Source organism: Streptomyces typhae, from assembly GCF_009755605.1.
GTDB lineage: Bacteria > Actinomycetota > Actinomycetes > Streptomycetales > Streptomycetaceae > Streptomyces > Streptomyces typhae.
The window spans coordinates 163,612-183,023 of sequence record NZ_WPNZ01000010.1 but is presented as its reverse complement, the minus strand read 5'-3'; the positions used below and the strand labels follow the sequence as shown (position 1 = coordinate 183,023).

The 19,412-nt window shown below is 71.9% G+C and carries 14 protein-coding genes; 11 read left to right on the top strand and 3 right to left on the bottom strand.

Annotated features, from left to right (window positions below; all coding sequences use genetic code 11):
• Window positions 1-61: 61 nt before the first annotated feature.
• Both uvrA and GPA10_RS19830 read left to right on the top strand, forming a co-directional pair.
• Entirely contained in the window at window positions 62-3,205 is a 3,144-nt protein-coding gene (gene uvrA, locus GPA10_RS19835; protein ID WP_343041117.1) for an excinuclease ABC subunit UvrA, read from the top strand.
• Window positions 3,206-3,424: 219 nt separating this feature from the next.
• The gene (locus GPA10_RS19830) at window positions 3,425-4,237 is read left to right on the top strand and encodes a crotonase/enoyl-CoA hydratase family protein (RefSeq protein WP_157166653.1); all 813 of its coding nucleotides are present in this window, start codon (window positions 3,425-3,427) and stop codon (window positions 4,235-4,237) included.
• On the opposite strand, the gene GPA10_RS19825 is transcribed toward GPA10_RS19830, so the two are convergent.
• Window positions 4,238-4,849 (bottom strand): YceI family protein, encoded by a 612-nt coding sequence (locus tag GPA10_RS19825; protein ID WP_157166652.1) that lies wholly within the window; start codon window positions 4,847-4,849, stop codon window positions 4,238-4,240.
• A 112-nt stretch (window positions 4,850-4,961) separates the two neighbouring features.
• On the opposite strand from GPA10_RS19825, the gene GPA10_RS19820 reads away from it, so the two are divergent.
• Window positions 4,962-5,822, top strand: coding sequence for a helix-turn-helix domain-containing protein (locus GPA10_RS19820; protein ID WP_343041116.1), 861 nt, complete (start codon window positions 4,962-4,964; stop codon window positions 5,820-5,822).
• Between the two features lie 41 nt (window positions 5,823-5,863).
• On the opposite strand, the gene GPA10_RS19815 is transcribed toward GPA10_RS19820, so the two are convergent.
• On the bottom strand, window positions 5,864-6,715 hold the full coding sequence (locus GPA10_RS19815; protein ID WP_157166750.1) for a carbohydrate kinase family protein: 852 nt from the start codon (window positions 6,713-6,715) through the stop codon (window positions 5,864-5,866).
• Between the two features lie 589 nt (window positions 6,716-7,304).
• Here GPA10_RS19815 and GPA10_RS19810 point away from each other — a divergent pair.
• The gene (locus GPA10_RS19810) at window positions 7,305-7,724 is read left to right on the top strand and encodes a Rieske (2Fe-2S) protein (protein WP_157166651.1); all 420 of its coding nucleotides are present in this window, start codon (window positions 7,305-7,307) and stop codon (window positions 7,722-7,724) included.
• Between the two features lie 85 nt (window positions 7,725-7,809).
• Here GPA10_RS19810 and GPA10_RS19805 read toward each other — a convergent pair whose 3' ends face one another.
• Window positions 7,810-8,763: a hypothetical protein gene (locus GPA10_RS19805; protein ID WP_343041115.1), complete on the bottom strand. Its 954-nt coding sequence runs from the start codon at window positions 8,761-8,763 to the stop codon at window positions 7,810-7,812.
• 330 nt (window positions 8,764-9,093) lie between these two features.
• Here GPA10_RS19805 and GPA10_RS19800 point away from each other — a divergent pair, with 330 nt between their 5' ends.
• From GPA10_RS19800 to GPA10_RS19770, 7 genes are all read left to right on the top strand, one after another.
• Complete coding sequence (locus GPA10_RS19800; RefSeq protein WP_157166650.1) at window positions 9,094-9,774, top strand: papain-like cysteine protease family protein; 681 nt, start codon at window positions 9,094-9,096, stop codon at window positions 9,772-9,774.
• A gap of 5 nt (window positions 9,775-9,779) precedes the next feature.
• Entirely contained in the window at window positions 9,780-10,670 is an 891-nt protein-coding gene (locus GPA10_RS19795) for a hypothetical protein (protein ID WP_157166649.1), read from the top strand.
• Window positions 10,671-10,790: 120 nt separating this feature from the next.
• A complete protein-coding gene (gene uvrC, locus GPA10_RS19790; RefSeq protein ID WP_246259446.1) occupies window positions 10,791-13,097 on the top strand; it encodes an excinuclease ABC subunit UvrC in 2,307 nt (768 codons plus the stop codon).
• Between the two features lie 48 nt (window positions 13,098-13,145).
• Window positions 13,146-14,081, top strand: coding sequence for an RNase adapter RapZ (rapZ, locus tag GPA10_RS19785; RefSeq protein ID WP_058851595.1), 936 nt, complete (start codon window positions 13,146-13,148; stop codon window positions 14,079-14,081).
• Window positions 14,078-15,094, top strand: coding sequence for a gluconeogenesis factor YvcK family protein (locus tag GPA10_RS19780; protein WP_058851594.1), 1,017 nt, complete (start codon window positions 14,078-14,080; stop codon window positions 15,092-15,094). Before rapZ ends, GPA10_RS19780 begins: the two co-directional genes overlap by 4 nt.
• Window positions 15,085-16,074: a DNA-binding protein WhiA gene (whiA, locus tag GPA10_RS19775; protein ID WP_030564696.1), complete on the top strand. Its 990-nt coding sequence runs from the start codon at window positions 15,085-15,087 to the stop codon at window positions 16,072-16,074. Before GPA10_RS19780 ends, whiA begins: the two co-directional genes overlap by 10 nt.
• Before the next feature lie 197 nt (window positions 16,075-16,271).
• Window positions 16,272-19,229, top strand: a complete 2,958-nt coding sequence (locus GPA10_RS19770) for a M14 family metallopeptidase (RefSeq protein ID WP_157166648.1) — start codon at window positions 16,272-16,274, stop codon at window positions 19,227-19,229.
• Window positions 19,230-19,412 lie beyond the last annotated feature (183 nt).

The window sequence follows — 19,412 nt, the reverse complement described above, 5'->3', positions numbered from 1 at the left end:
TAGTCTGTGAAGGACGGGGGCCCCGCCCCTGTCACTTCTCTCAAGAAAGGTGCGGACCGGCGTGGCCGACCGTCTCATCGTCCGTGGCGCGCGCGAGCACAATCTCAAGAACGTCTCGCTCGACCTCCCGCGTGACTCCCTCATCGTCTTCACCGGTCTGTCCGGGTCCGGCAAGTCCTCGCTCGCGTTCGACACGATCTTCGCCGAGGGCCAGCGCCGGTACGTCGAGTCCCTGTCCTCGTACGCCCGCCAGTTCCTCGGGCAGATGGACAAGCCGGACGTGGACTTCATCGAAGGCCTCTCCCCGGCGGTCTCCATCGACCAGAAGTCGACCTCGCGCAACCCGCGCTCCACGGTCGGCACCATCACCGAGGTCTACGACTATCTGCGCCTGCTCTTCGCGCGCATCGGCAAGCCGCACTGCCCCGAGTGCGGCCGACCGATCTCCCGCCAGTCGCCGCAGGCCATCGTCGACAAGGTCCTGGAGCTGCCCGAGGGCAGCCGCTTCCAGGTCCTGTCGCCGCTGGTGCGCGAGCGCAAGGGCGAGTTCGTCGACCTCTTCTCCGATCTCCAGACCAAGGGGTACAGCCGCGCCCGGGTGGACGGCGAGACCATCCAGCTCTCCGAGCCGCCCACGCTGAAGAAGCAGGAGAAGCACACCATCGAGGTGGTCGTCGACCGCCTCACGGTCAAGGACAGCGCCAAGCGCCGCCTCACGGACTCCGTGGAGACCGCGCTCGGCCTCTCCGGCGGCATGGTCGTCCTGGACTTCGTGGACCTCCCCGAGGACGACCCCGAGCGCGAGCGGATGTACTCGGAGCACCTCTACTGCCCCTACGACGACCTGTCCTTCGAAGAGCTGGAGCCCCGCTCCTTCTCCTTCAACTCGCCCTTCGGCGCCTGCCCCGACTGCACGGGCATCGGCACGCGCATGGAGGTCGACCCCGAGCTGATCGTCCCCGACGAGGACAAGTCGCTCGACGAGGGTGCCATCCACCCCTGGTCCCACGGCCACACGAAGGACTACTTCGGGCGCCTCGTCGGCGCCCTCGCCGACGCGCTCGGCTTCGCCACGGACATGCCGTGGGCGGGCCTGCCGCAGCGCGCCAAGAAGGCCCTCCTGAACGGCCACAAGACCCAGATCGAGGTCCGCTACCGCAACCGCTACGGCAGGGAGCGGGTCTACACCACCGCCTTCGAAGGCGCCGTCCCGTTCGTGAAGCGGCGGCACAGCGAGGCCGAGAGCGACGCCAGCCGCGAGCGCTTCGAGGGCTATATGCGCGAGGTGCCCTGCCCCACCTGCGAGGGCACGCGCCTGAAGCCGATCGTCCTCGCCGTCACGGTGATGGGGAAGTCCATCGCCGAGGTCTCCGCGATGTCGATCAGCGACTGCGCGGACTTCCTCGCCCAGCTCAGGCTGGGCGCCCGCGACAAGAAGATCGCCGAGCGGGTCCTGAAGGAGGTCAACGAACGGCTGCGCTTCCTGGTCGACGTCGGACTGGACTACTTGTCGCTCAACCGCGCCGCGGGCACCCTCTCCGGCGGTGAGGCCCAGCGCATCCGCCTGGCCACGCAGATCGGCTCCGGCCTGGTCGGCGTGCTCTACGTCCTGGACGAGCCGTCCATCGGCCTGCACCAGCGCGACAACCACCGCCTGATCGAGACCCTCGTCCGGCTCCGCGACATGGGCAACACCCTGATCGTCGTCGAGCACGACGAGGACACCATCAAGGTTGCCGACTGGGTCGTGGACATCGGCCCCGGCGCGGGCGAGCACGGCGGCAAGGTCGTGCACAGCGGCTCCCTGAAGGAGCTCCTGGACAACGACAAGTCGGTCACCGGGCAGTATCTGTCGGGCAAGCGGGCCATCCCCGTCCCCGACGTCCGCCGCCCCGCCGACCCCACGCGCCGGCTCACGGTGCACGGCGCCCGCGAGAACAACCTCCAGGACATCGACGTCTCCTTCCCGCTCGGCGTCCTCACGGCCGTCACGGGCGTCTCGGGATCCGGCAAGTCGACGCTGGTCAACGACATCCTCTACACGCACCTGGCCCGGGAGCTGAACGGCGCCAGGTCCGTCCCCGGGCGGCACACGCGCGTGGAGGGCGACGACCTCGTCGACAAGGTGGTGCACGTCGACCAGTCGCCCATCGGCCGCACCCCGCGGTCGAACCCGGCGACGTACACCGGAGTCTTCGACCACGTCCGCAAGCTCTTCGCCGAGACCACGGAGGCCAAGGTCCGGGGCTATCTCCCCGGGCGCTTCTCCTTCAACGTCAAGGGCGGCCGCTGCGAGAACTGCTCCGGCGACGGCACCATCAAGATCGAGATGAACTTCCTCCCGGACGTGTACGTCCCGTGCGAGGTCTGCCACGGCGCGCGCTACAACCGCGAGACCCTGGACGTGCACTACAAGGGCAAGTCCATCGCCGAGGTCCTCGACATGCCCATCGAGGAGGCGCTCGACTTCTTCGAGGCGGTGCCCGCCATCGCCCGCCACCTGAGGACCCTCCACGACGTGGGCCTCGGGTACGTCAGGCTCGGCCAGTCCGCGCCCACGCTCTCCGGCGGCGAGGCCCAGCGCGTGAAGCTGGCCAGCGAGCTCCAGAAGCGCTCCACGGGCCGCACGGTCTACGTCCTCGACGAGCCGACCACGGGTCTGCACTTCGAAGACATCAGCAAGCTCATCTCGGTCCTCTCGGGGCTCGTCGACAAGGGCAACACGGTCATCGTCATCGAGCACAACCTCGACGTGATCAAGACCGCCGACTGGGTCGTCGACATGGGCCCGGAGGGCGGCAGCGGCGGTGGCCTCGTCATCGCCGAGGGCACCCCCGAAGAGGTCGCCGGCGTGCCCGCCAGCCACACCGGCAAGTTCCTGCGGGACATCATCGCCGCTGACCGGATCAGCGACGCGGCGGTGCCGCAGGCACGCAAGGGCGCGAAGAGGGCCCCCGCCAAGAAGACGGTGGCCGCGACGGCGACCGCGAAGAGGACCGCCACTGCGAAGACCGCCACCAAGGCGACCTCCACCAAGGCGACGGCCACCAAGAAGGCGGCGGCTGCGAAGTCGGCGGCCACGAAGGCGGCCACCGACACGAAGGCCGCCACCAAGCAGGCAGCGGCCAAGAAGACGGTCGCCAAGAAGACGGTGGCCAAGAAGGGTGCGGCCAAGAAGACCGTCGCGCGGTCCCGCAAGGCCTGAGTGCCGGTCCCGGTCCGGGGGCGGTTCCTTCGGCCCCGGTCCCGGCTTCGGACCGAGGGGCTGGCTTCGGCCGCGGCCCTGGCTTCGGCTTGGGCGGGCTTCGGTTCCGGCACGTCAGCGCGTCGTCCCCGCAGGGACGGCGCGCTGACGTCTTGTTGTGCGTGCGCCGGCGTGTTCGGCTGGCCCGGACCCCACGAGCAGCGAGGGAGAAGGCGGACCATGGCCGAGGAGACGACGCGCACCACGCCCACAGCCGCCCCGCCCGTGCGGGCCGAACGCGACGGCCCCGTCACCACGGTCGTCCTCTCCCGCCCGCACACCCGCAACGCGGTCGACGGCCCCACCGCCCGCGCGCTCGCGGACGCCTTCCGGGCCTTCGACGCCGACCCCGAGGCGTCGGTCGCCGTCCTGTGGGGCGAGGGCGGCACCTTCTGCGCGGGCGCCGACCTCAAGGCCCTGGGCACGCCCGACGCCAACGACGTCACCGGAACCGACGGGCCGATGGGGCCGACGCGGCTGAACCTGTCCAAGCCCGTCATCGCCGCGGTCTCCGGCCACGCCGTCGCGGGCGGTCTCGAACTGGCGCTCTGGTGCGATCTGCGGGTGGCCGAGGAGGACGCCGTGTTCGGGGTCTTCTGCCGCCGCTGGGGCGTACCGCTCATCGACGGCGGGACAGTGCGACTGCCCCGGATCGTCGGTGAGGGCCGCGCCATGGACCTCATCCTCACCGGTCGCCCCGTCGACGCTGCGGAAGCCCTCGGCATGGGCCTCGTCAACCGCGTCGTACCGCGGGGGACCGGGCGGGCGGCGGCCGAGCGGCTAGCCGCGGAGATCGCCGCGTTCCCGGGGACCTGCCTGCGGAACGACCGGCTCTCCGCCCGCGAACAGCACGGGCTGCCCGAACGGGAGGCCCTCGCGGCCGAGTTGCGGCACGGCCTGCGCTCGCTCGACGAAGCGGCCGAGGGCGTCGCGCGGTTCACCGCCGGGGCGGGGCGGCACGGCGCCTTCGGCGCGGACGACTCGCACCCATAGCTACGCCTCCGGTGTGCCCGGCTCCGAGAACTGCAGGTCCAGCTGGATCTTCACGACCTCGCCGAGCATGCCGGGCGCGAACGTCAGGCCGTACTCGCTGCGGCGGATCTCGCCCGTCGCCTCGAAACCGGCGTGCCGGGTGTCGCCGAACGCGCCGAGGCCGCCGAACTCCACGGCGAGCGTCACCGGACGGGTCACGTCGCCGATGGTCAGGTCGCCCGCCAGCGTCCACTCCTCACCGGCGCCGGTGATCCGGCGCGAACGGAACACCATCGTCGGGCGGCGCTCCACATCCAGCAGGTCGGAGGCGCGCACATGCGCGTCGCGATCGGTGTTGCCGGTGTCGATCGACGCCAGGGCGATCGTGGCGTTCACCGCCGTGTCCTCCAGGGTCTCGCCCACCAGCAGCTCCGCGTCGAACTCCGTGAAGCGGCCGCGGACTATGGAGATGCCGAGGTGACGGATGGTGAAGTTGACGGCCGAGTGCAGCGGGTCGTGCGTCCAGCGGCCCGCGGGCAGCGGCAGAGCAGGGGCGGCAGCGGCACTCGGGGCAGCAGGGGCAGCTGTGGCGGCGGCGTCGGCAGTGGTGGCGGTGTTGGTCTCGGTAGTCATGGCGTCCACTGTGGAGCGGTGCAGGAGGCCGAGGAAGGCCGGGCCGAGACTGGTAGTGGCAGGGCCATGATGAGAGCGGCCGCACCGGAACGCGTCCTGATACGTTCGAACGGTGAGCGACAACGAGCTGGGAGCCTTTCTGCGCGCCCGCCGCGAGGCCGTCACCCCCACCGAAGTGGGCCTGCCGAGCGGCCCGCGACGCCGCACCCCCGGCCTGCGCCGCTCCGAGGTCGCCACGCTCGCGGGCATCAGCGTCGAGTATCTGACCCGCCTCGAACAGGGGCGTGACCGCAACCCCTCGCCGTCCGTGCTGGGTTCGCTCGCCGACGTCCTGCGGCTCACCGTCGAGGAGCGCCTGCATCTGCGCCGTCTGGACCGGGCGAGCAGCGCGGCGGACGATCCCTGCTGCGCCGCCGCCCCGCCGCCCGCCCTGTCCGTGCGCCCCACCGTGCGTGCCCTCGTCGACCGTCTCGAACCCACCCCGGCGGTGCTGCTCAACCGGCTCAGCGACGTCCTCGCGTACACGACCGGCTACGAACGGATCGCCCGGCCCCTCGGTCTGCTCGACGACGACCGGCCCAACGTGATGCGCTTCGTCTTCACCGACGTGCGGGCGCGCACCGCGTTCACGGAGTGGGATCTGGTCGCCGACGACCAGATCGCGTATCTGCGCAGCGAATCGCCGATGATCGACCCCCATGTGCAGGAGTTCGTCGACGAGTTGACGGTGCTCGCGGGAAAGCCGTTCGCCGACCGCGTCGAGGGTGTTCCCGGGGTGCCGCGTCGCAGTGGTGTGCTGTGCATGGCCCACCCGCAGGCGGGGGCGCTGCGGCTCGCGTACGAGTCGCTCGCGCTGCCGGACGTCGACGGTCAGCGGCTGCTGGTCCACCTGCCCGCGGACGACGCCACGGCGGTGGCGCTCGACCGTCTGAACGGCCGCAGACCGGGAGGCTTGCGCGCGGTGGGCGACTGACCCGCACGCGCACCCGCCGCGTTCGGGTCGCGTGGCGGCGTCTACGCCTCGCCGAGCTCCCGCGCGTACGGCGGCTCCGCGCCCGCGCGCGAGCAGGTGAGCGCCGCCGCGCGTGCCGCGAACCGCAGTACCGCCTCCCAGTCGTCGGCGCCGAGGCCCGCCACCGCGTCCGCGGACAGCGCGTCGCGTGTACCGAGGGCGTGCAGCAGCGCGGCGTTGACCGTGTCGCCCGCTCCGATCGTGTCCACGACGTCGACCGCGACACCAGGCACGGACACCTCGCCGTCGCGCGTGAAGACGGAGAGGCCGTCGCCGCCCCGCGTCACCACCACGGCGGCGGGCCCCGACGCCAGCCACTCCCGCGGTGTCCCGCCGAGCCAGCGCGCGTCCTCCTCCGACACCTTCAGGAGCGTCACCGAGGGCAGCCAGCTCTTGAAGCGGGCGCGGTAGGCGTCGGCGTCGGGGATGAGGCCGGAGCGGATGTTGGGGTCGAGCGCCGTACAGACGCCGCGCTCCGCCGCGTCCCGCATCAGCTCCTCGTAGGCGGTCGCGCCCGGTTCGAGGGCGAGCGAGCAGGTACCGAAGGACATCGCCCGTACGCCGTCGGGGAACCGGGAGGGCGCCGCGAAGAGGCGGTCCGCGGTGCCGTCGACGTAGAAGGAGTAGCCGGCGGAACCGTCCGCGCCGATCGAGGCGACGGCCAGCGTCGTCGGCTCGGCGCCGCGCTGGACGTGCGTCACGTCGACACCGGCGGCCCGCAGCCCCGCGAGCAGCGCCTCGCCGAACGCGTCGGACGAGATCCGCGAGCAGAAGGCGGTGGCGGAGCCGAGGCGGCTGAGGGCGATCGCGGTGTTGTACGGGCCGCCGCCGAGGCGCGGCGCCAGGGCGGGCAGGGGGAGCGCGGGGGCTCGGCCTTCGGCGCCGACGCTTGCGGCCGCGCCCGCACTCGCGCCAGCGCGTCCGCCCGTACTCGCGCCCGCGTGCACGCCCGCGCCTGCGCCCGCATCGACGTTCACGCCCGCGCCCGCATCAGCGTTCACGCCTGCGCCCGCACCGGCGCCCACGGAGGCTTCGCTCCCGTCCGCGGTGTGCCGTCCGTCCCGGGGCGCGGGCCCGGCCTCCTGCGGAACGAGGTCGATCAGGGCCTCTCCTGCGACGACTATCACTGACGGTTCCTTTCCACGCTCCCGTGCTCCGGAGCGTCCGTACCTCGACGGCGTCCGACGGCGTCCGACGGCGTCCGACGGCGTCCGACGGCGTCCGACGGCGTCCGATGGTGCCCGACGGCGTCCGGCGGCGTCCGACGGCGTCCGATGGTGCCCGACGGCGTACCCGACGGCGACCTGCGCACAGGCTAGGGCCAAAGGAGGCGGGCGTGGTCGATGCGGGCGGCACTCGGGCGCCGCGGAGCCGCACCCGGTCACTCGATCGCCCACCGGTAGGGTCTACGCGTCGCCGCACCCCCTGACCTGTGGAGAGTCCATGCCCGGCACGCCCCCCGCCCGCCGTACCGTGCTGCGCGCCGCCGCACTCGTCCCGGCCGCGGGGCTCGGGCTCGCCGCCTGCTCGACCGGCGGCAACGGCAACCGCTCGGCGCCGACCGAGCCGGTGGACCTGGGCGCGGCCGAGGAGGTCCCGGTGGGCTCCTCCAAGCTCTACACCGACGAGAACGTGGTGGTCAGCCGGATCTCCGACGACGAGTACAAGGCGTTCAGCAGCATCTGCACCCATGCGCGGTGCCCCATCCAGAAGCTGAAGGGCGCCAAGCTGACCTGTCAGTGCCACGGCAGCGAGTTCGACGCGAGGAGCGGCAAGGTGCTCCGCGAGCCCGCCGTGTCCCCGCTGGCGGAGCTGCCCGTGAAGGTGGCGGGCGGCAAGATCGTGGCGGGTCCGGAAGCCTGACCGGGCCGCACTGCCGGTCCTGCTCCGGTCACTGCCGGTCCCTACCTCCCCCTCGTTCACTGCCGGTCCCACCCCATCCCGATGTTCACTGCCAGTCCCACCCCATCCCGATGAGCCCGGCCCGCACCTGGGGCTCCACCAGGTGCACCGAGCGGTGGCTGCCGCTCAGCGTCAGCTCCTGGCGTCCGAGGCGCGGGGCTGCCGCCGAGTGCTGGGTGAAGCGGTGGCAGCGTACGGGGAGCGCGTTCTCGGCGAACCTGACCTGGAGCGCGTACTGGCCGCCGGCGAAGCTGAAGCTGCGTACGTACTCGGTGCTCGTGCCGGCCGTGCCGTCCTCGAAGCCGTAACAGAACAGATGGGTGTCGCCCGCCCGCAGCCGCGCGTCGAACAGGAGCTCCGCGACCAGGACGCCGGTGTCGTGGTGCCAGCGGACGCGGCCGGTGCGGCAGTTCTCCAGGGCGCGCACCTCCACGTTTTCCGGGGCGGAACCGGGGTCGCCGTGGTGGATGGCCAGGTAGCGGTCGATGCCGTCCTTGTGGGCACGTACGACGTGCTGGGAGTCGCGTCCCAGGAGTTCGCGGTGTGCGCCGATACGGACGCGCTCGTGGTGGCCGACGGTGTGCAGACCGCCGTCCCGCGGTGCCTCCAGGTCGGCGAGCAGTGACTGAAGGACGTCGGACGCCTCCACCAGGGAGCGGTACGAGCGGGCGGCGGGCCGCTCCGCGTCCGGTCGCTCGTCGTCCTTGGCGAGCAGCCGGATCAGGGACTCCTCGGGGAGTCGCAGTATCTCCTCCAGGGCGCGTACGGCACGCAGCGACTCGGCGCGCTGAGGGCGCCGCGCGCCCTGCTGCCAGTAGCTCAGGCTGGTCACGCCGACCTGGACGCCCGCCCGCGCCAGGTGGTGGCGGACGCGCTGCAGGGGCAGCCGCCGGGCGGCGATGGCGGCCCGCAGGGCGACGTGGAACGGCCCGGTGCGCAGGGCGGTGGCCAGGTCCTCCGCGCGGCTGTCCGCAGGCGCGGCGGAAGGAGGGACCGGCACAGAAGCCGGGGGAGTGGCAGGAGGGGAAGCCGGGAGAGCCGGGAGAGCCGGGAGAGAGGGAGAGGCGACGGGGGATGCGTGGGGGGAGGCGTACCGCACCGCAGGTCCTTTCTGTGAACGTTCACTGCGGCCGCACGGGTGTACGCCCCGGTCGGGGCGGGCGGCCAGGTGGGCGCAGGGCCGGTGTTCACACGGATACGCCGCCGTTCACGCTGCATGTTCCTCCCGCATTGAAGCGTGTTGACCTGCACCGGACAACACTTGATGCTCAATCGCAGCGTCCGGACGCGCTCCTCCACCTCTCACCCCCCCTTGCTCGGGAGGAACGCGATGCACCCAAGAAACAGCGGAACCAGCCGTCGCAGACGGATCTCCGCGCTCACCGCCGCCGCGGCGGCCTTCCTCGCCGTACCGGCGGCCACCGCCGTTGCCGCGCCCCACGAGACGCCGTCCCCCCACGGCACGTCGTCCCTCCCCGCCCCGTCCGCCGACGCTCCGGCCGCCTCGGGAGCGGCCGGCAAGTCGGCCCTGGCGGCCAAGCGCCTGAACATCACCATGCAGGCGCAGCAGAAGAACAACTGGTGCTGGGCGGCGGCGGGCAACACCATCGCCACCTTCTACGGCAGGAACTACAGCCAGAACCAGTTCTGCAACGCCGCCTTCGGCCGCAGCCAGAACACCGAGTGCCCCAACAACCAGGCCAACCTGGGCAACGTGCAGAACGCCCTGGCCTGGGCGGGCATCAGCCGTGGCTCGTACATCGGCGACTGGCTGCGCTACTCCGCCGTGCAGACGGAGATCAACGCGGGCCGTCCGATCGAGACCCGCATCCTGTGGTCCAACGGCGGCGGCCACATGCACACCATCTACGGCTACGACACGGCCAACAGCTGGGTGTACTGGGGCGACCCCTGGCCCTCCAGCGACCGCTACAACTGGGCCTCCCACAACTGGTACGTGAACAACAACACCTTCTCCTGGACCCACTCGCTGTACCGGATAGGGGCGTGAACGCGATGACCCGTCACGACACCCGCACCGGCCACGTCCTGAAGGCCACACTCGCCGGGACGGCCGCCGCGCTGCTCCTCGGCCTCGCCGCGCCGCACGCCACGGCCGACTCGGGCCCGGCCGCGCAGCCCGCACCGCCCGCGCCCGGCGCGCCCTCGGAGGCCTCCCGCGACGCCGCCCACGAAGCGGCCGAGGCCCCGAAGACCCTGGACACGCTCGCCCGCTTCTTCGCCCGCGAGGGAGCCGTCACCAAGGGGGCGGCCGACCCGCGCGTGCAGGGCGACAAGGCCGTGCCCGTCTACTACTTGTCGCCGGACTTCGTCGCGGGCAAGAAGAAGGCGCCCATCGCACGGATGGAGTTCCTCGCCAGCAAGGCGGTGTCGGCCGACGGCCAGGAGGCCTCCCTGTGGTCCGTCCGGCAGGGCGGCTCCTGGGAGATCGTGAACATCGCCACCGGGGACGACGAGACCCACTACGCGCGCGTGGGTGCCGACAAGCTCCCCGGAGGCACCGTCTTCCACGAGCCGCAGATCAACGCCTGGTACGTCACCAAGGGTGCCCGCGTCCTGCCGCTCGACGAGGAGGCCCGGCGGGCGGTCGGCGCGCGGGGCACGACCACCGCCGCCTACCAGGAGCGCGTGCACAAGGAGTACGGCGACAAGCTGCCGGGGTCCGCGTACGCGAAGTCCGGACAGGCGGGCGGGTTCGGTCCGGACTCCGCGGACGCGCCGGCCAAGGCCGGGGGCGCGCAGGCCAAGGCCGAGGGCACGGCGTCCGCCGCCGGGTCCGACGGGGCGGTGGCCGTCGCCTCCTCCGTGGCCGGGGCGGGGGCGCTGGTCGCGCTCGCTCTGTCGGGGGTCGCGGTTGTCCGGCGGCGGGGGCGTCGTCTGGGCTGAGCCGGCCACGGCCCTCGGCCGTGACGTTCCCCACCCGTCCGCCCTCCCGGGGCGGGCGGGTGGCCGACGGCCAGTGGGCTTCGCGACTGACTGTCACCGCTCGCCAGTAGGCTGTCCGACATGGCCGACCCTTCCAGCTACCGCCCCAAGCCGGGGCAGATCCCCGACTCGCCGGGGGTCTACAAGTTCCGTGACGAGCACCGCCGGGTGATCTACGTCGGGAAGGCCAAGAGCCTGCGCCAGCGGCTCGCGAGCTACTTCCAGGACCTGGCGAACCTGCACCCCCGCACGGCGACGATGGTCACCACCGCCGCCTCGGTGGAGTGGACCGTCGTCGCCACGGAGACCGCGGCGCTCCAGCTGGAGTACACCTGGATCAAGGAGTACGACCCGCGGTTCAACGTGAAGTACCGCGACGACAAGAGCTATCCGTACCTCGCGGTGACGATGAACGAGGAATTCCCGCGCGTGCAGGTGATGCGCGGTCAGAAGAAGAAGGGCGTGCGCTACTTCGGTCCGTACGGCCACGCCTGGGCGATCCGGGACACGGTGGACCTGCTCCTGCGCGTCTTCCCCGTCCGCACGTGCTCCGCGGGCGTCTTCAAGAACGCCGCCCGCACCGGCCGCCCCTGCCTCCTCGGCTACATCGGCAAGTGCTCGGCGCCCTGCGTCGAGCGCGTCTCCCCCGAGGAGCACCGCGAACTGGCCGAGGACTTCTGCGAGTTCATGACCGGCCGCACGGGCACGTACATCCGACGCCTCGAACACCGGATGACGGAAGCCGCCGAGGACATGGAGTACGAGCGCGCGGCGCGGCTCCGCGACGACATAGAGGCCCTCAGGAAGGCGATGGAGAAGAGCGCCGTCGTCCTCGCCGACGCCACCGACGCCGACCTGATCGCGGTCGCCGAGGACGATCTCGAAGCCGCCGTCCAGATCTTCCACGTACGCGGCGGACGCGTGCGCGGCCAGCGCGGCTGGGTCACCGACAAGGTCGAGGCGGTCACCACGGCCGACCTCGTCGAGCACGCGCTGCAGCAGCTCTACGGCGAGGAGACGGGCGACGCCGTCCCCAAGGAGGTCCTCGTCCCCGCGCTGCCCGACCCCGTGGAGCCCGTCCAGGACTGGCTCACCCAGCGCCGCGGGTCGAACGTGTCGCTGCGCGTCCCCCAGCGCGGCGACAAGAAGGCGCTCATGGAGACCGTCGCGCGCAACGCCCAGCAGTCCCTCGCCCTGCACAAGACCAAGCGCGCCTCCGACCTGACGACCCGCTCCCGCGCCCTGGAGGAGATCGCGGCGGCCCTGGACCTCGACAGCGCCCCCCTGCGCGTCGAGTGCTACGACATCTCGCACCTCCAGGGCGACGACGTCGTGGCCTCCATGGTCGTCTTCGAGGACGGCCTCGCCCGCAAGAGCGAGTACCGCCGCTTCCAGATCAAGGGCTTCGAGGGGCAGGACGACGTCCGGTCCATGCACGAAGTGATCACCCGACGCTTCCGGCGCTATCTGGTCGAGAAGGAGAAGAACGGGGAGTGGACCTCCGAGGAGGTGCAGGAGAGCCTCACCGAGGAGGACGGGCGGCCCAAGAAGTTCGCGTATCCGCCGCAGCTCGTCGTCGTGGACGGCGGCCAGCCGCAGGTCGCCGCCGCCCAGCGCGCCCTGGACGAGCTCGGCATCGACGACATCGCCGTCTGCGGCCTCGCCAAGCGTCTCGAAGAGGTCTGGGTGCCCGGCGAGGACGACCCGGTGATCCTGCCGCGCACCAGCGAGGGTCTCTACCTCCTGCAACGGGTGCGGGACGAGGCACACCGCTTCGCGATCTCCTACCAGCGGACAAAGCGGAGCAAGCGCTTCAGGTCGAGCCCGCTGGACGACGTGCCCGGCCTCGGCGACGCCCGCAAGCAGACGCTGATCAAGCACTTCGGTTCGGTGAAGAAACTCCGGTCGGCGACCCTCGACCAGATCTGCGAGGTGCCCGGCATAGGCCGCAAGACGGCCGAGTCCATCCTGGCGGCCTTCGCCCGAGCGGAACCGGCGGCACCCGCCGTGAACACCGCCACCGGAGAGATCATGGAAGACGAGCAGGACCACACGGGTCCCGCACCCGCGGGTCAGGCATCGGCGGATCCGGAGTCCGAGGGCCCTGAATCCGCGGCCCCCGAGCCTGCGGGCCGTGAATCCGCAGGTCCCGAGCCCACGGGTCCCGCACCCACGGCTCCCGACTCCGCGGCTCCCGAGCCCGAGGACCCTGAACCCGCGGGCCCCGGGTCCACGGCTCCCGCACCCGCGGATCCCGCGCCCACAGGCCCCACGCCCGTGAATCCCACCCGCGCGGGTGACGTGCACGACGGCGAGTCCGCCGCGGGTGCGGGAGACTCGCACGACGGGGCGGGGACCGGTTCACACCGCGCCCCGAGCAACGGCTAGGGCGCCCACGCGCGTGGGCGCCGCACACGGACGACGGGGGATGGAGACATGAGCGAGCACGACGAAGACGGAGCGCAAGTGAGTACGGGCACGACCATCGAACCGGGCGAGGCGGCGGAAGCGGCCATCCCCGAGCTGGTGATCATCTCCGGGATGTCGGGCGCGGGCCGCTCCACGGCGGCCAAGTGCCTGGAGGACCTCGGCTGGTTCGTCGTGGACAACCTGCCGCCCGCGCTGATCCCCACCATGGTGGAGCTCGGCGCCCGGTCCCAGGGCAATGTCGCGCGCATCGCGGTCGTCGTCGACGTCCGCGGTCGGCGCTTCTTCGACAACCTGCGCCAGTCCCTCGCGGACCTGGAGTCCAAGCACGTCACCCGGCGCATCGTCTTCCTGGAGTCCTCGGACGACGCCCTGGTGCGCCGCTTCGAGTCGGTGCGCCGCCCGCATCCGCTCCAGGGCGACGGCCGCATCGTCGACGGCATCGCGGCCGAGCGGGAACTCCTGCGCGAGCTGCGCGGCGACGCCGACCTGGTCATCGACACCTCCAGCCTGAACGTGCACGAGCTGCGCGCCAAGATGGACGCCCAGTTCGCGGGCGACGAGGAGCCGGAGCTGCGGGCCACGGTCATGTCCTTCGGCTTCAAGTACGGCCTGCCGGTCGACGCCGACCTGGTCGTGGACATGCGCTTCCTGCCCAACCCGCACTGGGTGCCCGAGCTGCGCCCGTACACCGGACTCAACGAGGAGGTGTCGGCGTACGTCTTCAACCAGCCCGGCGCCAAGGAGTTCCTCGACCGCTACACCGAACTGCTCCAGCTGATCGCCGCGGGCTACCGCCGCGAGGGCAAGCGGTACGTGACCATCGCCGTGGGCTGTACGGGCGGCAAGCACCGCTCCGTCGCCACGTCCGAGAAGCTGGCCGCCCGCCTGACGGCCGCCGGGATCGAGACCGTCCTCGTCCACCGGGACATGGGGCGCGAATGAAGCCCAACCGCCGGGTGCTCCGCCTGAACCGCACCGGCCGCAAGCGGGGCGCCCAGCCCAAGGTCGTCGCCCTCGGCGGCGGCATGGGCCTGTCCGCCTCGCTCGCCGCGCTGCGCCGCATCACCGGCGACCTCACCGCAGTGGTGACGGTCGCCGACGACGGCGGCTCCAGCGGGCGGCTGCGCGCCGAGCTCGGGGTGCTGCCGCCCGGCGACCTGCGCAAGGCCCTCGCCGCGCTCTGCGGCGACGACGACTGGGGCCAGACGTGGGCGCGCGTCATCCAGCACCGCTTCCAGTCCCGCGGCGACCTGCACGAGCACGCCGTCGGCAATCTGCTGATCGTCGCCCTGTGGGAGCAGCTCGGCGACCATGTCCAGGCCCTGGACCTGGTCGGCAGGCTGCTCGGCGCGCAGGGCCGGGTGCTGCCCATGTCCGCGGTGCCGCTGGAGCTCCAGGCGCTGGTCAGGGGCCACGACCCGGACCGGCCCGACGACGTGGACACCGTCCGCGGCCAGGCCACGGTCGCGCTCACCCCGGGCGAGGTGCAGTCGGTGCACGTCGTCCCGCAGGACCCGCCGGCCGTCCCGGAGGCCGTGGAGGCCGTCCTGGACGCCGACTGGGTGGTTCTCGGCCCCGGATCCTGGTTCTCCTCCGTGATCCCGCACCTGCTCGTGCCCGAGCTGCTCGACGCGCTCACGGAGACCAAGGCCCGCCGGGTGCTCTCCCTGAACCTCGCGCCGCAGCCCGGAGAAACCGAGGGGTTCTCTCCGCAGCGTCATTTGGAGGTTTTGGCCCGACACGCCCCTAAACTCGCCCTGGACGTGGTGCTGGCCGACGAGGCCGCCGTGCCCGACCGTGGATCCCTCACCGAAGCCGCCAAGCGGTTCGGCGCCACGGTGGAGCTGGCGCCGGTGGCCCGGCAGGACGGCAGCCCCAAGCACGACCCGGAGCTGCTGGCCGCCGCGTACGACCGTATTTTTCGGATGCATGGAAGGATCGGCCCATGGCGATGACGGCAGCGGTGAAGGACGAGATCTCCCGGCTCCCCGTCACCCGGACCTGCTGCAGAAAAGCAGAGGTCTCGGCGATCCTGCGGTTCGCAGGCGGCCTGCACCTGGTGAGCGGCCGCATCGTGATCGAGGCGGAGCTGGACACGGCGATGGCGGCCCGGCGGCTCAAGCGGGACATCCTGGAGATCTTCGGGCACGGTTCGGAGCTGATCGTGATGGCTCCGGGCGGCCTGCGCCGCGGCTCGCGCTACGTCGTACGGGTGGTCGCGGGCGGTGACCAGCTGGCCCGCCAGACCGGTCTGGTGGACGGCCGCGGCCGTCCCATCCGCGGTCTGCCGCCGCAGGTGGTGTCGGGGGCCACCTGTGACGCGGAGGCCGCCTGGCGCGGCGCGTTCCTCGCGCACGGCTCGCTGACCGAGCCCGGCCGCTCCTCCTCCCTGGAGGTGACCTGCCCGGGTCCCGAGGCGGCGCTCGCCCTGGTGGGCGCGGCCCGGCGGCTGCAGATCGCCGCGAAGGCCCGTGAGGTGCGCGGGGTGGACCGGGTCGTCGTCCGGGACGGGGACGCGATCGGTGCCCTGCTCACCCGGCTCGGCGCCCATGAGTCGGTGCTCGCCTGGGAGGAGCGGCGGATGCGCCGCGAGGTCCGGGCCACCGCCAACCGCCTGGCCAACTTCGACGACGCCAACCTGCGCCGCTCGGCCCGCGCCGCCGTCGCCGCGGGCGCCCGGGTGCAGCGCGCCCTGGAGATCCTCGCCGACGAGGTGCCCGAGCACCTGGCGGCCGCGGGCCGGCTGCGCATGGAGCACAAGCAGGCCTCCCTGGAGGAGCTGGGCGCGCTCGCCGACCCGCCGCTGACCAAGGACGCCGTGGCCGGGCGCATCCGGCGCCTGCTCGCCATGGCCGACAAGCGGGCGCAGGACCTGGGCATTCCGGGGACGGAGTCCAATCTGAGCGACGAGCTCGCCGACAACATGGTGGTCTGACACCCCCGCGTGCCGGGCCGACCCTCCCGCATCCCAGAAACCGCCGGTGCCCCACGGGCCCCGGCGGTTTCTTCGTCGCCCCCGGGCTCCGCCCGTCCCGCCCCACGAACCGGCCACCCGACGTATTGACATGATCATGAAGGGTGACAAGCCTGGCGTTCGCGCACAACCGTGCCGGACAACTGCAAGGGGGGCTCATGAGACGAAGAGCGCGCGCGAGATCGATCCTCGCCGCCGGCGCACTGCTCGTCGGCGGACTCGTCGCCGCACCGCACGCCCAGGCGAGCGACCCGGCGAAGGCCGCGGCCGCCGGTGACGACGCCGTGCGGGTCTACCGCGCCGAGGTCACCGAGAAGCAGATCCCGATCCTGGTCGCGGCGGGCCAGGACGCACACGAACTCGCCGGGCAGGCGCCCGAGCACGGCACCGGCCGTGTCGAGCTGTATCTGACGAAGGCCCAGGCCGAGAAGATCGAGCGCCGGGGCATCGCGCTGAAGGAGCACAAGGTCTCCGCGGCGGCCGCGAAACGGGTCGAGGCCGCGGGGGACGGCGTCTACCGGCCGTACAGCGGCAAGGGCGGCCTCCAGGAGGAGATCGTCAAGACCGCGCAGGCCCACCCCGGCATCACCAAGGTCGTCTCGATCGGCAAGACGCTCCAGGGCAAGGACATCCTCGCGCTGAAGCTCACCAAGGGCGCCCAGAAGTCCAAGGACGGCTCCAAGCCCGCCACGCTGTACATGTCCAACCAGCACGCGCGTGAGTGGATCACCCCGGAGATGACCCGCCGCCTGCTGCACCACTACGTGGACAACTACGGCAAGGACAAGCGCGTCACCAGGCTCGTGAACTCCACCGAGCTGTGGTTCGTGCTCTCCGCCAACCCGGACGGCTACGACTTCACGCACGCCGCCGACGGCGAGCGGCAGTGGCGCAAGAACCTCCGCGACATCGACGGCGACGGCCGGATCGCCGCGGGCGACGGCGTGGACCTCAACCGCAACTTCGCCTACAAGTGGGGCTACGACAACGAGGGTTCGTCCCCGAACCCCTCCTCGGAGACCTACCGCGGCACCGGCGCGATGTCCGAGCCCGAGACGAAGGCGATCGACCGCTTCCAGAAGCGCATCGGCTTCACGTACGGGATCAACTACCACTCGGCTGCCGAACTGATCCTCTACGGAGTGGGCTGGCAGGTCGCCACGCCCACCCCCGACGACGTGCTCTACAAGGCACTCGCCGGCACCCCCGAGAAGCCCGCGATCCCCGGCTACCACCCGCAGGTCTCCTCCGAGCTCTACACCACCAACGGCGAGGCCGACGGCCACGCGGGCAACGTCAACGGCATCGCGATGTTCACCCCGGAGATGTCCACCTGCCAGACCGCGTCGAACGTCGACCCCGACGACGCCTGGAAGCCCGAGGACTGCGCGTCCATCTTCACCTTCCCCGACGACGAGAAGCTGATCCAGCAGGAGTTCGCGAAGAACGTCCCCTTCGCGCTCGCCGTCGCCGAGACCGCACTCCACCCCGACCAGCCGGTCTCCGTCACCGGCATCGACGCCCCCGACTTCACCCCCGACTCCTTCACCACCTCCTACGCGCGCGGCGGTGACCAGGAGGTCGCCGTCACCGCCCGCAGGTCCGTACGCGACAAGGAGCTCCGCTACCGCGTCGACGGCGGCCGGACACAGAGCGGGGAACTCAAGCGCTGGAAGGGCGGCGAGACCTACGGCGGCGAGGACAACCTGTACTTCGACCAGTACCGCGCCGAGATCGAGGGCGCCCGCGCGGGCGACGAGGTCGAGGTGTGGTTCACCGGCCGCGCCAAGAAGGGCCGCACCGAGAGCCCGCACTTCACGTACACCGTCGCCGAACGGCCCAGGGCGGACACGCTCGTCGTCGCCGAGGAGGGCGCCAAGGCCACCCAGCTTCAGAAGTACGTCGACGCCGTCAAGGCGAACGGCCGGACGGCCGCCGTCTGGGACGTCGCCGAGCAGGGCGTCCCGCACCCCCTCGGCGTCCTCGCGCACTTCCGCGCGGTCGTGCACTACACCGGCGACCCCGTGCCCGGGGCACCCACCCAGCTGGCCCTGCGCGCCTACCTCAACGAGGGCGGCAAGCTCATCGAGTCCGGCGAGCGGGCCGGCGGCAACGTCAACCTCGGCGAGGCCCTGACCGACGACTTCGCGCAGTACTACCTGGGCGCCTACGAACGCCTCACCGCGCCCGGCGCGACGAGCTTCGAGGGCAGCGGCGCGCTCGCCGGGACCGGGGGCGCGCTCGGCGCCGCCGACGGGAACCCGCCCGACAAGGCGGGCCGCTTCACCGTCACCTCCGACAATCTGCCCGCCAAGGACTTCCCGCAGTTCAAGAGCGCGGCGGCGGGCTCCTACCCGGGCCTGACCAACCCGTACGCGCCGTACGAGGGACAGGGCATGGCCTCCGCGACGCACGCCGACCGGGACTACAAGCGGCTCACCCGCACCTTCGACCTGACCGGCGTCACGGCGGCCGACGCGCCGGAGCTGCGCGTCGCGCTGAACTGGAGCATGGAGTCCGGCTTCGACCACGGGCTCCTCGAAGCGCACACCGCGGGCGCCGACGACTGGACCACGCTGGCGGACCGCAACGGCGGCTCGTCCGCCACCGTGCCCGCCCAGTGCGCGGCCGGCTTCTTCATCAACGCCCACCCGTTCCTGCGCCACTACCTGACGCGCACCGCGACGAGTTGCGCGGCGAGCGGCACCAGCGGCGCCTGGAACAGCTTCACCGGCTCCTCCGGGGGCTGGAAGCAGGCCTCCTTCGACCTCAGCGCGTACGCGGGCAAGAAGGTCGAGGTGTCGCTCAGCTCGGTCACCGACCCCTCCGACGGCGGCAGGGGCCTCTTCGCCGACAACGCCCGACTGGTCGTCGGCGGCACCGCGACCGAGACCGAGGGGTTCGAGACGACGCTCGGCTCCTGGGCCGTCGCGCCGCCCCCGGCCGGGAGCCCCAATATCACAGGTGACTGGGTGCGCACCGGCGAGCTCTACAAGCCCTACGCGGCCGTCACGGCGCGTGACAGCGTGCTGCTCGGCTTCGGGTTCGAGCACGTGGCCGGAAACGCCGAGAGGGCCGCTCTTATGGGCGCTGCCCTGACACATCTGCGCAGCTGACACAGCGTAATCAGAACCAGGGTCCCGGTGGCCCGTACCCCTACCGAGGGGTACGGGCCATCGAGCCGTTTCCGGCCCCGCTCGATGTCACCTATGAGGCTTCAGAGAGGTAGGGTCGGAGGCGGTCGGGGACATCCCATACATCTCGCCGGCGTCTCAGACCGGCGTACCAACGAGGAGATC

What these genes read in the sequence shown, in the direction of transcription:
- whiA (WP_030564696.1), top strand. Translation starts at nt 15,085, where the DNA reads ATGGCGATGACGGCAGCGGTGAAGGACGAGATCTCCCGGCTCCCCGTC.
- uvrC (WP_246259446.1), top strand. Translation starts at nt 10,791, where the DNA reads ATGGCCGACCCTTCCAGCTACCGCCCCAAGCCGGGGCAGATCCCCGAC.
- GPA10_RS19770 (WP_157166648.1), top strand. Translation starts at nt 16,272, where the DNA reads ATGAGACGAAGAGCGCGCGCGAGATCGATCCTCGCCGCCGGCGCACTG.
- GPA10_RS19800 (WP_157166650.1), top strand. Translation starts at nt 9,094, where the DNA reads ATGCACCCAAGAAACAGCGGAACCAGCCGTCGCAGACGGATCTCCGCG.
- rapZ (WP_058851595.1), top strand. Translation starts at nt 13,146, where the DNA reads ATGAGCGAGCACGACGAAGACGGAGCGCAAGTGAGTACGGGCACGACC.
- GPA10_RS19830 (WP_157166653.1), top strand. Translation starts at nt 3,425, where the DNA reads ATGGCCGAGGAGACGACGCGCACCACGCCCACAGCCGCCCCGCCCGTG.
- GPA10_RS19825 (WP_157166652.1), bottom strand. Translation starts at nt 4,849, where the DNA reads ATGACTACCGAGACCAACACCGCCACCACTGCCGACGCCGCCGCCACA.
- GPA10_RS19810 (WP_157166651.1), top strand. Translation starts at nt 7,305, where the DNA reads ATGCCCGGCACGCCCCCCGCCCGCCGTACCGTGCTGCGCGCCGCCGCA.
- GPA10_RS19795 (WP_157166649.1), top strand. Translation starts at nt 9,780, where the DNA reads ATGACCCGTCACGACACCCGCACCGGCCACGTCCTGAAGGCCACACTC.
- GPA10_RS19780 (WP_058851594.1), top strand. Translation starts at nt 14,078, where the DNA reads ATGAAGCCCAACCGCCGGGTGCTCCGCCTGAACCGCACCGGCCGCAAG.